The organism is Pseudomonas sp. NFACC05-1 (assembly GCF_900100135.1).
Classification (GTDB): Bacteria; Pseudomonadota; Gammaproteobacteria; order Pseudomonadales; family Pseudomonadaceae; genus Aquipseudomonas; species Aquipseudomonas fluorescens_Q.
In genome coordinates this window covers 1-14,866 of record NZ_FMTR01000036.1, presented here as the reverse complement: position 1 = coordinate 14,866, position 14,866 = coordinate 1, and the positions used below count along the sequence as shown (strand labels likewise).

12 protein-coding genes and 1 rRNA gene are annotated in these 14,866 nt (G+C 61.3%); 1 reads left to right on the top strand and 12 read right to left on the bottom strand.

Annotated features, from left to right (window positions below; all coding sequences use genetic code 11):
• Positions 1-68: 68 nt before the first annotated feature.
• The 5 genes from BLO97_RS28655 to BLO97_RS28640 all read right to left on the bottom strand — a co-directional run bounded on the left by BLO97_RS28655 (position 69) and on the right by BLO97_RS28640 (position 3,961).
• Positions 69-1,109: a virulence RhuM family protein gene (locus tag BLO97_RS28655; RefSeq protein WP_092349496.1), complete on the bottom strand. Its 1,041-nt coding sequence runs from the start codon at positions 1,107-1,109 to the stop codon at positions 69-71.
• Positions 1,110-1,205: 96 nt separating this feature from the next.
• Entirely contained in the window at positions 1,206-1,433 is a 228-nt protein-coding gene (locus BLO97_RS28650) for a Wadjet anti-phage system protein JetD domain-containing protein (protein ID WP_256572444.1), read from the bottom strand.
• Between the two features lie 286 nt (positions 1,434-1,719).
• On the bottom strand, positions 1,720-3,033 hold the full coding sequence (locus BLO97_RS28645) for an MFS transporter (protein WP_092349493.1): 1,314 nt from the start codon (positions 3,031-3,033) through the stop codon (positions 1,720-1,722).
• Between the two features lie 38 nt (positions 3,034-3,071).
• Positions 3,072-3,245 carry a hypothetical protein gene (locus BLO97_RS31745; protein ID WP_170862112.1) on the bottom strand — a complete coding sequence of 58 codons (174 nt, stop codon included), beginning with the start codon at positions 3,243-3,245 and terminating at the stop codon, positions 3,072-3,074.
• Between the two features lie 155 nt (positions 3,246-3,400).
• Positions 3,401-3,961, bottom strand: a complete 561-nt coding sequence (locus tag BLO97_RS28640; RefSeq protein WP_092150285.1) for a YbhB/YbcL family Raf kinase inhibitor-like protein — start codon at positions 3,959-3,961, stop codon at positions 3,401-3,403.
• A 140-nt stretch (positions 3,962-4,101) separates the two neighbouring features.
• On the opposite strand from BLO97_RS28640, the gene BLO97_RS28635 reads away from it, so the two are divergent.
• The gene (locus tag BLO97_RS28635; RefSeq protein WP_092150288.1) at positions 4,102-5,634 is read left to right on the top strand and encodes an FAD-dependent oxidoreductase; all 1,533 of its coding nucleotides are present in this window, start codon (positions 4,102-4,104) and stop codon (positions 5,632-5,634) included.
• Positions 5,635-5,699: 65 nt separating this feature from the next.
• Here BLO97_RS28635 and pgaD read toward each other — a convergent pair whose 3' ends face one another.
• The 7 genes from pgaD to rrf form a co-directional block, all read right to left on the bottom strand.
• Positions 5,700-6,206, bottom strand: a complete 507-nt coding sequence (gene pgaD / locus BLO97_RS28630; protein WP_072347222.1) for a poly-beta-1,6-N-acetyl-D-glucosamine biosynthesis protein PgaD — start codon at positions 6,204-6,206, stop codon at positions 5,700-5,702.
• Positions 6,203-7,558: a poly-beta-1,6-N-acetyl-D-glucosamine synthase gene (gene pgaC, locus BLO97_RS28625; protein WP_092150291.1), complete on the bottom strand. Its 1,356-nt coding sequence runs from the start codon at positions 7,556-7,558 to the stop codon at positions 6,203-6,205. The genes pgaD and pgaC overlap by 4 nt, the downstream gene beginning before the upstream one ends.
• A gap of 1 nt (position 7,559) precedes the next feature.
• A complete protein-coding gene (pgaB, locus tag BLO97_RS28620) occupies positions 7,560-9,557 on the bottom strand; it encodes a poly-beta-1,6-N-acetyl-D-glucosamine N-deacetylase PgaB (RefSeq protein WP_092349490.1) in 1,998 nt (665 codons plus the stop codon).
• Between the two features lie 12 nt (positions 9,558-9,569).
• Positions 9,570-12,050 carry a poly-beta-1,6 N-acetyl-D-glucosamine export porin PgaA gene (gene pgaA, locus BLO97_RS28615; protein ID WP_092349487.1) on the bottom strand — a complete coding sequence of 827 codons (2,481 nt, stop codon included), beginning with the start codon at positions 12,048-12,050 and terminating at the stop codon, positions 9,570-9,572.
• Between the two features lie 246 nt (positions 12,051-12,296).
• Positions 12,297-13,802, bottom strand: a complete 1,506-nt coding sequence (locus BLO97_RS28610) for a YdgA family protein (protein ID WP_092349484.1) — start codon at positions 13,800-13,802, stop codon at positions 12,297-12,299.
• 158 nt (positions 13,803-13,960) lie between these two features.
• A complete protein-coding gene (locus tag BLO97_RS28605; RefSeq protein ID WP_092150303.1) occupies positions 13,961-14,599 on the bottom strand; it encodes an NADH:ubiquinone oxidoreductase subunit N in 639 nt (212 codons plus the stop codon).
• Between the two features lie 174 nt (positions 14,600-14,773).
• Positions 14,774-14,866: ribosomal RNA gene (gene rrf, locus BLO97_RS28600) — 5S ribosomal RNA — on the bottom strand; the annotation flags it as partial.

Below are 14,866 nucleotides of genomic sequence, written 5' to 3'. Positions count from 1 at the left end.
ATTCTAGACGCCACACTCCAACAAAACGTGGCCACTTGCCACAGATTGGAAATCTTGTAGTCAAAACGTCAAGGCCTGGATCGGGTCTTGTTTGATAGCGATTGACTAAGCTCGCTCAGATTGATGAGGTTTTGGTCAGCGCTCGCAGTATCTTCTTGCTGGCGCAGTTGATGAAATAGCTCATATTGCGACTCGGCGTGTTGCTTGGCCAGGTCATGAGAAATTTGACCCGCACTATCAAGAATTTCGCGGTCGTTCAATGTCAGGAAACCATCGAGTTTTTTCACCCACTCAGCCATGGACATTGGAATGCGACGCATGGCTTGGCCCTCCGCAAACACCAAGTATTGCTCGACCAGATTGTTCAAAGCGCTGAGCTCTTCTGCCGAGAGGTAGTTCTTGGCGTTAGCGACATCCTGTTTGCGCACCTTGGCGCCGCGCCAGTTGGTCAGTCCCATGTGGGGTTTACCGCTGTCGGCACGATTGTGAATAAGCTCAGCCGCAGTCTGCCCGGTAATTGCCCAGTGCACTTTGTTTTGCACGGTCTTGAAGAAGTTGATGCTGGCTTCCTGAGTCGGGTCGTAGTCCACACTGGTGGCGTAGATGTCGGTAATCTTCTGGTAGAAGCGTTTTTCGCTGGTGCGAATATCCTGAATGCGCCGCGTCAGCTCTTCAAAGTAGTCGAACGGCTGATCGGGATTTTTCAGGCGCTCATCATCTAGTAAAAAACCTTTGACGATGTAGTCACGCAACTGCCGAGTGGCCCATTGACGGAAGCGCGTTGCCGTATGGCTTTGTACGCGATAGCCCACGGAGATAATGGCATCAAGGTTGTAGTGCTTGAGATTGCGCTTCACTTGACGCGTACCTTCCTGACGAACTACTAAGAAATCCTTAGTGGTTGCGTTTTGATCAAGCTCACCTTCGCTGAAGATGTTCTTCAGATGCATCAACACGTTCTCTGGCGTGGTACTGAATAACTCACCCATCAAGGCTTGGGTCAACCATACGGTCTCGTCGACAAAGCGCACGTCCAACCGGGTTCGCCCGTCTTCGCTCTGGTAGATGATGAACTGCGAGGTATTGCGATTGGCGTTATCCGTGCTCATAGCTCAACGACTCCGCCTTGACTAACAGCGCGACCAACCCCCAATGTAGCCCCCTCAATATTTCTACGTACGGGGCCTGATGAATAAACCCCCTCCTCAATCACTAGCCACCTCTTGTATCTCTCTCCAGGCGAAATCCCACGATATTCGCTCCTGCTCTAGACGCACGTTTTGCCCTAGTGTGTTGCGCTTGAGCTTCTCATAGAGGACCTGCTCTTCTACTGTGAGATTAGCCAGCGTGATGGAGGGGTGTGGCTCTTTCTCCACCCCCCACAATGGTTTGTAAGACAACAAAGTACGCTCATCCATCAGTATCGTCTTCACGCTTGGCAGATAGCATGGAAGATGGACGCGGGCAGACCCCGCTCGCTTTCGTACAGATGGGTCTGGAGCAGTCCCAGGGTCAGAGGCCCATGATCAAAAGCCAGCAGCCGCCACAGTGGCTGGGTCCGCAACCGACGAAACGTAGCAATGGCTGTACTAGCTTTCATGCAAGGCTCCCCAACAGAAGAGATGCCCATGGTAAACACAAAGTGCGCTGAATCTACCTCGGATCAGGCAGGATCATACTGCTTCAGAAAAGGCCTACAACAAAGCTTACGGATTGTAGTCAGGATTCCGACGCTAGGGCCGAACCATAAACGCGCGCCCACCGCCCCGGGAAATACGCCGACGCAGCCACGCCCACCGCCCCCATCACCACGCAATACCCCACGCACACCCACGGGCTCCACGGCACCAGTGCAATCAGCATCAGCGGTGTCATGCTGGCCCACAGGGCATAGGCGATGTTGTAGGTGAGCGAGATGCCGGACACGCGGATCTTCGGCGGGAACAGGCTGACCATCACCGACGGCACCGCACCAACCACGCCGCAACCCAGCCCGGCCAAGGCGTAAGCCAGGCCCAGCCAGGCGCTGCCGCTGATCAGGCTGGCGTAGAGCACGGCAATGCCCACAGGCAGCAGCAGGCTGTAGAGCATGACGGTGCGCCAGGCGCCGATGCGGTCGACGATGAGCCCGGCCAGGACGCAGCCGATGTTCAGGAACACGATGCCCAGGCTGCTCAGGGCGAAGGTGTGGCTGGGGGTCATGCCGAAGCTTTTCTGCATCACGGTCGGGGTGATGACCACGAACACCACCACGGCAGAGGTCAGCACGCAGGTCAGGATGGCGGCGGGCAGCAAGGCCTGGCGGTGGTCGCGCAGGACCGTGCGCAACGGCAGTTCCGCTGCGCCTTCGCGATTGGCTTGCAGGGCCATGAAGATCGGCGTTTCGCTCAGCCAGCGACGCAGCCAGACGCCGATCACGCCGAAGACGCCCCCCAACAGGAACGGCAGGCGCCAGGCGTAATCGAGAATCTCCGCCGGTGTGTAGATCCGCGCCAGCGCCGTTGCGGTCAAGGCGCCCAGCAAGTAGCCGAAGGTCAGGCCGGCCTGGAGGAAACCCAGGGCATAGCCGCGATGATGCAGCGGCGCATGTTCGGCCACGAACACCCAGGCGCTGGGCACCTCACCGCCCACCGCCGCACCTTGCAGGATACGCAGCGCCAGCAACAGCAACGGTGCGAAATAACCGATTTGCGCGTAGGTCGGCATCACGCCGATGAGCAGGCACGGCAAGGCCATCATCAGGATGCTCAGGCTGAACACCCGCTTGCGTCCCAGGCGATCAGCGAAGTGCGCCATGAGAATGCCGCCTAGGGGCCGGGCCAGGTAGCCGGTGGCAAAAATCCCGAAGCTTTGCAGCAGGCGCAGCCAATCGGGCATTTCCGGCGGGAAGAACAACTGGCTGAGAGTCAGGGCGAAGAAGACGAAGATGATGAAATCGTAGATTTCCAGCGCACCGCCCAAGGCGGCCAGGCCCAGGGTCTTGTAATCGGATCGGCTGAATCGGTCACCGGGTAGAACAGGGATGGCAGTCATAGGCAGATTTGAACGATGAGTTAAAAGAGGGCGACGGCTCAGGCGTCGCGATCAGTGTCCACCGGTTGAACCGGTGGCTGGCCTGGCTCGGCGTCTTCGGCCTCGTCGGCAGGCAGGAAATCCTTGCGGCTCTGGGCGATGGCCCGGCGTATTTCGTCGCCCTTGGTCGGGCAGTTCAGGAGGCGGGCGATGCCGTCGGGTTTCTGCGTCATCGCCATCCTCCGGCATGAGTGAACAGGGGCTCGATAGTGCTCGCTTTTGGCGCGTGATGCCAATTTTGTGTCTGGACGGCGCCATTGTGGCAAGGGGTGCTTTGCACCCCAACGGGGATAAATCCCCTCTCCACAGGGGGTTGTGTCGTCTTGGGTCAGCGGTGGTAGCGGCGCACTACGCTGCTGTTGCGCAGCACGTGACCTTTGATTTTTTCCATCAGTTGGGCGCGTGTGAGGTCGGCGGGCAGTGCCTCCGGCGGCAGGTCCAGGGCGAAAAGCTGGATCAGGTAGTGGTGAGCGCTGTCGCCGACAGGCGGGCAAGGACCGACGTAGCCGTGGGTGTTCTTGCTGTTGATACCACTCATGCCTTCCAACGAGGACTTGGTGCCGGCGCCCGCCGGAATCTGCCGCGTGGTGGCCTTGATGCCGTAGTGGACCCAGTGGTCGACACCTTGGCCCCTTTGGCCGTCCGGGTCCAACATGACGATGGCGTAGCTGAGGGTGCCGGGTGGGCCGGCGTTCCAACTCAGGGCCGGAGAAATGTTCTTGCCACCACAGGTGTTGGCATCACTGGCTGCCGCCGCCGTGAAGAGGCGGTCGTCCGACACACCGGGGATGCTGAGGGTAAAACGCTCCTCGGCCTGGACAGCCCCTTGTGCGCACAGCACCAGGGCGACGGCCGCCAGCCAAGGGGAGAAAAAATTCAATCGGGTCATACCGGGGGCACCTTGTGCGTGTCTGGCCATGGACGGCTTGCGAACTATAGCCGCAGCTTCGCCAAGGTTGCAGTGACAATTATGCTGAAACTCGCTCCGTTCCTGCGACTCCAAAGGGAAACGCCTGCCGGAGAATGACCATGTCTCTGCATCAAGTCGCCCGTTTCGCCGACGTTCGTGAAGATCGCGGCCTCGAAGTCAAAATCGACGACACGTCCATCCTGCTGTTGCGCTCCGGTGATCAAGTGCGCGCCTTCCAAGGCAAATGCCCGCATGCCGGCGCACCACTGGCCAAGGGCGCGGTGTGCCACGGACGGCTGATTTGCCCGTGGCACAAGGCCGCGTTCCGCACGGAAGACGGCGCCCTGTGCGAACCGCCGGCCCTCGACAGCCTGGCGCGCTACCACGTCGAGGTCCGGGACGGTGACGTCTGGGTCGACGATCAACCATTGCCAACCGATAAAGTCCCGCCGGCCGATGACGCACGCACGTTTGTCATCATCGGCGCCGGTGCCGCCGGCACGGCTTGCGCGGCGGCGTTGCGGGAGAAGGGTTTTGGCGGTCGAATCCTGATGATCGACCGCGAAGCCGAGGCCGGCTACGACCGGACGGTGCTGAGCAAGTATGTGTTGGCCGGCGACATGGCAGTCAACGAGACAGCGCCGCTGCGCGATGAAACCTACTTCACCCGGCAACGCATCGAAAGGCTCCATGGCGAGGTCACCCATTTGGACCCCGACGCTCGGCAAATCCAACTCGCCGATGGCCGGCAGCTGGACTACGACGCCGCGCTCATTGCCACTGGCGGGGCACCCAAGATGCCAGCACTGCCCGGCATCGAATTGCCGCAAGTCTTCGTGCTGCGTTCGATCGCCCACGCCCGGCAGATTCTCGACACGGTCCGGCCAGGGCAACAGGCGGTGATCATCGGCGACAGTTTCATCGCCATGGAAGTCGCCTCGTCCCTGCGCAAGCGCGGGCTGGACGTCACCGTCCTGGCCCGGCATCCGGTGCCGTTCGCTGCACAGATGGGTGAGAGCGTTGGCCAAGCCATCCTGGCCCGGCACCGGGCCAACGGTGTGGTGTACCACACCGACGGCGAAGCGGCACGGATCGAGGGAGCGCACAAGGTCGAAGCCGTGGTGCTGGATAACGGCCAGCGTCTGGCTGCGGACCTGGTGATCGTCGGCATTGGCGTGCACCCGGCCACCGAGCCGTTTGCCGGGTTGCCACGGGAACAGGACCAGTCGCTGTCCGTTGACGCAGGCATGCGTGTGGCTGAAGGCGTATGGGCCGTGGGTGATATCGCGACGTTCCCCCTCAACGGCGCGCCTGTGCGCATCGAGCATTGGCGCCTGGCCCAGCAACAGGCGCGCATCGCCGCCGCGAACATGCTCGGCGGCGACGAGCGCTATCTGGACGTGCCGTTTTTCTGGACCTATCACTTTGGCAAACGCTACGACTATCTTGGCCACGCTGAACATTGGGACGAAGTGGAATTCAAGGGCACGCCCGAGCATCCGCCTTTCATTGCCCTGCTGGGCAAGGACGGCCTCGTAGCCGCTGCAGTGGCCTGTGATGAAGGCCGGGCCATGGCGGCGTTGGCCCAGCGCATGAAACAACCGTTGCCGGTGGACGAGGCATGGCGGCTGGTTCGGGATTTCTCTTCGTAGATCTGCCCCCCAAAAAATCCCCTGTGGGAGCGGGCTTGCTCGCGAAAGCGTCGGCACGGCTTGCATCAATGTACGGAGTGATCGGCCGGCAGGTGAATCACGCCCGGCCGCTCCAGTGGCGCCAGGGGCGGTGGCTGCAAGTCGGGGCTGAGCAAGTGGAAGTGCGGCACGACGTGGCTGATGTCGCCGTCCTGATTGTTGTGAATAGTCTTCGAGCCGGGCTGGCGCAGCGTGTCCAGGCGCTCGTCGGTCAACTTGAAACTGGCGCTCAAGCCCTGGTCATTCACGACCGGGGCCGGCGACCGGCGCTGGGCGAAGCTGCGACTTTTACGCTGTTGGTAACGCGCCCAGGTAATCAACAGCACCGCGTTGACCAAGGCGATCCATCCATAGACCTGCAAGGTCCCCAGGGTATCGAACAGTGACCCTCCCGGGCGCGGACCGGCCTGGCTCGCGAACAGCGGCCACAGCCCATTGACCAGCAAGTACAACAACCCCACCCACGCCAGTACGGTAAAAAACGCATCGATGAGCACCAGAAAAGGCCGTTGCCGGGTCCTGATAATTTTCATCGGATCACTTCCTCTTCCTGATCATCGAACGGTTTGATACCGCGATCCGGACTGATCCAGCGCGCACGCTTCTGATGCTGCCCGAACAGCACTTTTGGAAAGCTCACCAGAGTGGTGAAGAGGCTGATCAGCCAGAACACCAACGGGTACCAGACCACCCAGAACATGATGTGCCACAGGCCTTTTTCGTAGCGGCGGTCGATCAGGATGCTCACCGCGAACTGCAGCAGGCACACCACGGCCAGCAGCAGCCCGGTGAAGGCTGGCGGCATGAGGTGATCGACCGCGATGGCCTCTGGCATTTCGACGAACTTGCCAGCCCCCCAGAAAATCACCGACAGCAGGAACGTGAACGCCCAACCGGTGGACAGGCAATATTCGAACAACAGTGGCCACAGGTAGCGGTGGCGATACTGCCAGATGCCACGGATGTTCTTGAACAACACCTCGGCGCCCCCCTGGGCCCAGCGCAGCCGTTGCCGCCACAGGCCACGCAGGGTTTCGGGCATGAGGATCCAGCACAGCGCGCGCGGCTCGTAGAAGATGCTCCAGTGATCCAGTTGCAGCTTCCAACTGATGTCGATGTCTTCGGTGATCATGTCCGGGCTCCAGTAGCCAACCCGGTGCAGGGCGGAGCGACGGAACGCGACGATTACGCCAGACACGGTGAAGATCCGCCCGAACACCCGTTGAGTGCGCTTAATCAGGCCGATGATCGAGGAAAACTCGCCGACCTGGACCCGGCCTATCAAGGTCGAGCGGGTACGGATGCGCGGGTTGCCGGTCACCGCGCCGAGGCGGGCGTTGTCCAGCATCGGCGCCACCAGGTAGGCACAGGTGTTCGGCGCCAGCAGCGCGTCACCGTCGATGCACACCAGGTATTCACTGCGCGCCGCGATGGCGCCCATGCGCAGGGCCACGGCCTTGCCCTGGTTTTCCGCCAGGTGCAGGACGCGCAGGCGCGGATCTTCACCCGCCAGCTGATCGAGCATCTGGGCCGTGTTGTCCTTGGAGCCGTCGTTGATGGCGATGACTTCAATGTTCGGGTAATGCTGGCCCAGCGCCGCGTGAATGGTGTCGGCGACGTTATCGCCTTCGTTGAAGCACGGGATCAGGATACTGATCAACGGCTCGCCGGCCAGGGGCGGTGGCAAGGTGTCGTCCTTCCACGGCCAGTGGCGCTCCCAGTGCAGCCAGAAGTACAGGCCGCCGGCGATCCACAGCCCGGACATGAACAGCGGGTAAAAGAACACGAAGTCCATCAGGAATTGCCCGGTGACCAGGAAGATCAGGCCCAGGGGCACCCCAAGGACGATCGCCAGCACCAGCAGAGCGAGCAGTCTGTCGAGCATGTCAAGGATTCCACTTGTTGGAGAGCGCCGGCCGCACGGTTTTCACCGCGGGCTGGTCTTCGATGAAGTTGTCCGGGTAGTAGCCAAAACTGGTCACGCCTTTGCGCTTGAGGCGCCCCATCCAGTCGGCCAGTTGCTCGCCGTCGATATCGCTGACCGGCTTGCTGTGCCAGTCCCGGGCCTGCAGTTCGAACACCGTGCGCTTGAGCGCGCCGGGACGGGCCTTGACGGTGTCCACCAGGCGCTCGAGCCAGGGACCGGATTGCTGGCGGGTCTGGTTTTCCATCAACGGCATGGCCATCGGCGCCGTCCAGTCATAGGCGCCGAGGAAGTCGTCAAGGTTCTGGGCGAACCAGGCTTCGCTTTGCGGGTTGAGCATCGGTTCGGCAAAGATATTGCGCGCCGTCAGGATCTGCGGACCACGAATCGCCCGGACCTTGGCGGTCAGCTCATGGGTGAAGTCGATCAGGTAGCGGCTCTTGAAGCGGGTCCAGCGTTGCATCGCTACAGGATCGGCCCGCAGGGCGGCAATGGACGTCGGCAGGCCGTTGGCGGCATAGACTTTCAGGGCTGCGGGGCTGGCGTCCTCGAAATCGGAGAACACCGCGTCGTCATGGTACAAAACGCCATCCAATGAGCTCATCCGCGCCAGATCCTGGTAGATCTCGCCAATGACCTGGCGCACGTTCGGGTCGAACGGCGACAAACGCACGTACTGGTCCGGGGCAACGCCAGTCTTGCCGGTTTCCGGATCCCAGCGCTGTACCCGCGAAAGCTTCGCGTCCAGGGCGAAACTGAGCACCGGCATCCAGGCATAGACCTTGGCGTTGGCCCGAGTGCGCAGTTGCCAGGCGACACGGTCGAACAGGTCGGCGCGTACCGGCAGGTGGCGGTTGGGGAAGTACAACGAATGCACCAGGCCGTCGCCTTTCGGATCGGCAAAGGCTTGCAGGAACACTGTATTGGCGCCCAGGTCGGAAATACGCTGGACCAACTGGCCGACGTTGGCGTCCTGCTGCACCGGATCCGGGTCATAGACGTAGTCCAGGTCGACATGCACCACGCGCATCGGATCCATCGTCTGCACCGACACGATGCTTTCGGCGAAATGGGCGCCATCCGGATCGGACGCCACCAGGAAGCGTGGGCCGCTCATCAGGTTATCCAGGCTGTCGAGACCATCCTCCAGGGTCAGGGCCATTTGATAGCCCTCGTTGCCAATCACCTGCAACGCAGTACCGTCGGCTTCACCGTACGGCCAGACCCAGACACGCGGGCTGTAGCCAGTGACCTTGCGAATCTTCTCGGAAATGGCCGCCACGTCCTTGCGCAAGCGAGCCTGGAACTCGGCCTCGGTCTCGTAACGACCGGTGGCGGGGTCGTAGCGCCGGGTGGTCGCAGCGGGTTGCTGGTTGCCCTGCGGGTTGGCGAGGATGCCTTTGTGATTGGCATCGGTGTGGGCGGCGATTTCCACCAGGCCCGATTTGGAAACCTCGCGAATTTGCTCCCAGGTCAGGAACTCGGAACGCTTGCGTGGCACCCCGGCGAAATCCACCGTTTGGTTCAGCGGCGTATCCACCCAACTGCCGACCGGGGCAAGGATCGCTGGCCAGTTATAGGCACGCAGGATGGGCATGACGCGGGTGTAGAAGCTTGCGTAACCGTCGTCGAAACTCAGCAGCACCGCACGCGGTGGCAGTTCCGGGCCGCCATTGCGGGCCGTGATGATCTGATCCACCGTGACCGGCTGGTAGTTGTTTTCCCGCAGCCACGCCAGTTGCTCGATCAACCGTTCGGTACGCACGGCCACCAGCGCTTGGTCCGGGTCACGGTCGTCGACATCGTGGTAGGCAATGCCGAGCACATGGTTCTTCGGCCACGGGGCGTCATTGGCCGCCAGCGGACGCTGCGAAGGCGGCGTGAATGCCGGGGCTTGCTGGGCACAAGCGCTGATCAGCAAGACCCCCAGCAGAAGGATGAATCGCGAAATGACAGGCATCTTCAAACTCTTCTAGAAGCGATAGGTGAGGTCGACAAGCAGGCGCAGATCGCTTTCGCGATCGCCGTCGTAGGGGCGGTTGAGCCAGCTCAGCGCGGCACCGGCCTCCAGCACGTCGTTCCAGATGAAACGCTGGCCGTAGCCGAGCAATCCCATGGCCCCGGTGTTGTAGTCGCGCTGGCTGTAGGTACCGGCACCGACCTGGAATTGCTGGCTCCACGTGGTCTCGTAGCGGCGGTACAACACGTGGTTGGCGCTCACGGTCGGCATGACGCTGAAATCCGCTTTCGGATTGAAATAGGGCACTTCATTGGAGCCGCTGTTGCGGCTGGCACCGACTTCCAGACCCAGTTCCACTTGCAGGCGCGGCGTGCTGTAAATGCCCTCGCGGCCGGTCAGCTGGGTTTCGAGGCGATTGTTACCGTCACTGAAATGGGACGGGCTCACCGTCAGCCGCCACTCGCGGCTTTCATGGGCCCGCCAGCGGACGAAACCGCTACCGCCGTTGGCGCGAATGCCGCTGTTGAGCGCCCGCAGCGGGGTATTGGCCGAGAGGTAATCCAGGCTGCCGCCGTACTGCCAGTGGTCGTCGATGTCCTGGGCCACGGCCAGGCGCGCGCCTTGCTTGTCGCCGGAACCATAAGAGTGATTGGAGACCTCGGCCTCCAGCGTCATGTCCCGGGTGCGACGCTCCACGCCCAGGCGCTGCCAACGGTGGTGACCAGTACCTTCCTCGAAATCACCGGTGGCGTAGCCGGCACCGCCGAACAGCCGCCAGTCTTCATCGATGGGCGGGCTGTAGAGCAGCGTTTCGATACCAAAGTCCCGGCTGCCGGTGACTGCACCGGCATCACCATTGCCACCGCCATAGCTCTTGCCGGTGTAGGCCTCGATGCGCAGCTCGGCCATGTCGTGTACCTCGCGCTGGCGCTGCAGACGTTTGACATGGGCGTTTTCCGGGTAGCGGGCGACCACGTCGTCGGTCAGGGCATCCAGCTGCCGCCACTCCTGCAAATCCATGGCCGCGCGGGCCTGGGCGATTTCCAGGTCACGGTTGCGCGGGATCGTCGCCTCGACTTCTTTGAGCAGGTTTTCCGAACGGCGCGGCCAGTCACGGGCCTGGTACAGATCGGCCTGGGCCAGGCGCATGCCGGTGTTGCCCGGGCCTTGGTTGACCAGGGTGTCCAGGCGCGCTTCGGCGGAAGGCAGGTCGGCGCCGTACGTGCCGGCCTGGGCGGCGAGTTGCTGGGCGTCCATCCATTCATCGTTGGGGTTGCCGATCGGCAGGCCCTTGAGCTCGATGCGCGGACGCTGAGCTTTCGCCATGTCTTCGGCCAGTGCACGGGCCTCTTCGGATTTTTCACTTTCCAGCAACGCATAGTAGAGCGCGGTGCTGTCTTCAAAACGCTCCGCGGGATCGGCATCCGGCGCAGTCAGGACCCGACGGTACAGATCGACGGCAATCTCCGGCTCACGCTGTTCCAGATAGGAAGAGGCCACCCAGCGCAGGGCGTAAGTGGGAATGCTCACGCCCTCGGCGATCAGCTTCTGGTATTCGGCAATCACTTCTGCTCGACGGGCGCGGGCATTGAGCGCGCCCATGCGATCGATGCGCCAACGGAGTACGTCGTCATGGGCCTCGGCCACCGGGGTCCAGGTGGCGAGCAACTTGTCGTAGTCGGCCAGGGCGCGGTCGGCAATGACGAAGCGCTCATGTTCGCTGCGGCTGGCCATGTCCGCCAGGCGCACCCGTTCGGCGGCGACGTCACCCTCTAGGCGTCGTTGCACGCCACGGTCGATCAGCCCCGGCTGCAGGCGCGCCAGGCGCAGCGCCGGCTCCGGCAACCGTGCCCGTTGCAGGGCGTAGATGTATTCGCGCGCAACCTCTGGGCTGTTGCCGGCGCGAGTGAAGGCCTGGTCGTATTCGAACAGCGCTTCGTGGGGGCTGTCGGCGCGGGTCAAGGCATAACCCAATGCCAGTCGACGCACCGGATCTGTCGGCTTGGCAGCGACCAGGGCCTTGGCGCGAGTGACGGCTTCGTCGGGCTGGCCTGCATCGGCCTGGGTCAAGGCCAGGCCGAGTTGCAAGTCGGGGTTCTGGGGGTCGATCACCAAAGCCTGGCGGTACAGCTCGGCCGCCGAATCCCAACGCTTGAGGTTGCGATAGGCACGAGCCGTCGCAGTCAGCGCCTGGACGGGCAGCGCTCGATTGCGGCCTTGGGTCTCATAGACCGTCACCACCTCGGTATCGAGGCCGGCCCAGCTGGCGATCTGCAGGTGGTCACTGATCTGTGCGGCGCTGGCCTGGCCGGCCGGCACCTGGCGCAACGCCGTCAGCGCAGGGGTGTAATGGCCTGCACGGGCGTCGAGCACCATTTGGTCATAGGCGGTATCGGCAAACGCCAGCATCGGCCAGCACAGTTGGCTGCACAGCGCGACACGAAACAACGGGCGCAAACCACGTTGAATAAAAGGACCCACAGTACGCGGCATTCGTCAGCATCCTTACATGGCCAGCCGGGTCGCAGTGCCCCCTTGCCCATCAAACAGGAAGCCGGATCAAAGGAATCCAGCCAAGCTCTAATGGGCCTAGTCTTGCACTCTCAGGCGGGTCATCTTCAGGAACGCCACAATTCTTCAGAATCGCTACAGATTTCGGCGCAGGGCTGATCGATAGGCTTAAAAAAACCCGGCCCATGCGTGATGCACGGGCCGGGTTTGGGGTGTTGCCCGAGCGCGTTACTGGACGGCGACGCCACCACCCAGCTTGCTCATCACGAATGCCGTGAATTGCTCAACGGTCATCTTCTGGCCGTTGAAATCGACCTGATTGTTGGCGTAGTGCAGCTTGGTGACAACATCGTTGCCTTCAAGCGTTGCCAGTTCCGAACCGACCGCCATGGCGCTGAACATATCGCTGGTGGCAGTGGCCTGATCGGCGATCAACTTCGCATCCGTCTGGCCTTCCATCTGTGCCTGTACGGTCATCAGGTCGACCAGCATCGGTTTGGAAACCTTGAGATTGAAATCCAGCAGCGCGAGCAACTGACGGCCCAACTCATCCGGTGGCAGGTCCATGGACTGCGGCTTGGCCAGATCAACGATCAGGTTGGCGCGGCTTTCACCATTGGCGGTGCTGAACGACAGGTTTTCCAACGCCACTTGCGGGGCGCCGGCCAGGAGTCTCTCCAGATCAGCCTTGACCTGCGCTTCTTCAGCTTCGGTCAGGCTCAGCTCTGGCGCCGGTTCGCCGGCTGCTGCGGCCTCGGCTGCAGCTTTTTCGTAGGGTTGCAGCTTGGTCTGGTAAATCTGCATCAGCGACATGGTGGCCGGGATGTCCAGGTTCTTCAGGCTGACTGCCATCTGCGCCGAGCCAATGGTCTTGTCGTTGAACGACAACTCACCGATCTTGTAATCGGCACGCCCCGAAGCGCTGGTGCCGCTCTCGGTGCTGCTGTTCTTCATCTCGAAGTTCTTCAGGCCCAGCACCGACTTCGGCTCACCAAAGGTGGCCTTGGTGTTGCTCAGCAGCAGGGTGTTGTCACCCATGTAGTAACCGTAGGAGCTTTTGCTCAGGTTGCTCGCCAATGTCAGGCCGCTCAGCTCTACCTGCACGGGAGTCTGGTCTTCGGCGACGGTGGTCAGCTTGAAGCTGTCCATATAGCCGTCGGCCTTGACCTTCTGTGCCTGGGCGCTGGCAGCCAGGTCGATTTTAAGACCGGAGAAAGTGAGCTGGGATTGCTCATCCAGCTTGGTATCCACGGGCAGCAGCTCGTAGGTGCCATTGATGGATTGATCGTACCCCAGGTTGACCACACCTTTGAGCGGCGATTGGTCCTTGGTGGCGGCGAACCACTTGTCGGTCAGCGGATTGCGCTCAAGCGCGGTGTGACTGGTGGCCATGACCGGTAGCCATTTGAGTGTTATCAAGCGCGAAAATGGCAGTGGGCCGTGTTCGATCTGGTCGACGAAGAGCAACTCAACCGGCTCGCCACCGAAGATCTCGCCCTCGCCCTTGAGGCGGTAGTGGGCGGTGCTGCTGAACGTTCCACGGTCCATGGAAACCAGCTCCAGGGTGGCGGTGCTATTGGACCCGGCCAAGGCTGTCTGCATCTGCTTGTTGCTATCGGCAATAGCGTTCGTCAACACGCCTTCGAGCTTGGTCCCGGTGTACCAGGCGCCGCCCGCGCTGACAGCACCGACAGCCACAACGATTCCCAGGAGTATGCTTGCTGATTTATTCATGAGTGACCCGATCGATATCCATGGTTGAACAAAGCCGTCGTCTTCCCTGACCCGCAAAGGGTGTGGCTCGACGCCGAAAAAGAGGAGGGGAGATTACCATCAGGCACCCCTGCGGGCCCAATGTTTAAAGGGGTAAAAACGTTTTCTTGCGAGGTGGTCTACGAATATTGGACTTCGATCTCGTCGAGCTGATGGTCGAAAGTCTTGAGACGGGCCGTCCAGGTGTACACCAGCACTTCGAAATCGCGATTGATCACTGCCGCGCCCGATGATGAGTCTGCGCGTGAATCGCAGAAGTCCAGTTGATAGCGCTCACGGGCCATGGCATTAGCCACGTCACACAACTCTCGGGCGTTGTTGAGCCAATGCCAGCCGTCCTGGGTGACTTGCTTGTCCAGGGCAGCACATTGGGTTTTCAGGGCTTCCAGGCTTTTTTCCAAAGGGGTACCGGTGAGCTCCCCCATGACCTCCTGGAACGTGCGGCCAGGCTGCCAATAACTGCCCCAGAAATACCGGTCAAACACCGTTTCGACACGTCGCAGCGCAACCTTGGTGTCCCAAATCAGCACCAGTGTCTTACCTTGTTCGAGGTGTTTTTTCTTGATGCGCTGACCCTGAAACGATGCCCAGGCCACGATCGCAATGGATATCACGCCGATCAGCGCCGCGGCGCTATCGAGGAACAACAGCGCTTTATCGATCTGGTGAGTGAGCATGACGCCATAGAAATAAGTGGCCGAAAGCAGCAGCAAAGCCGCAATGGCGCACCAGAAGCCGGGAGCATAAGGGTTTTTCATTATTGGAATCCCCATGACCAGTGACGTCGCGGGCCCTTGGTCGCCAAGGCCCGACTATCACAGCATAGCAACGGCATTGGGGGTTTGCCGGGGCATCAGGGGCTTGATCCGATTACCGGCCCAAAACGACAAAACCCCTGGCTGCTGATGCAGACAGGGGTTCTGGGAATTCAATCTTGACGATGACCTACTCTCACATGGGGAAACCCCACACTACCATCGGCGATGCATCGTTTCACTTCTGAGTTCGGGATGGGATCAGGTGGT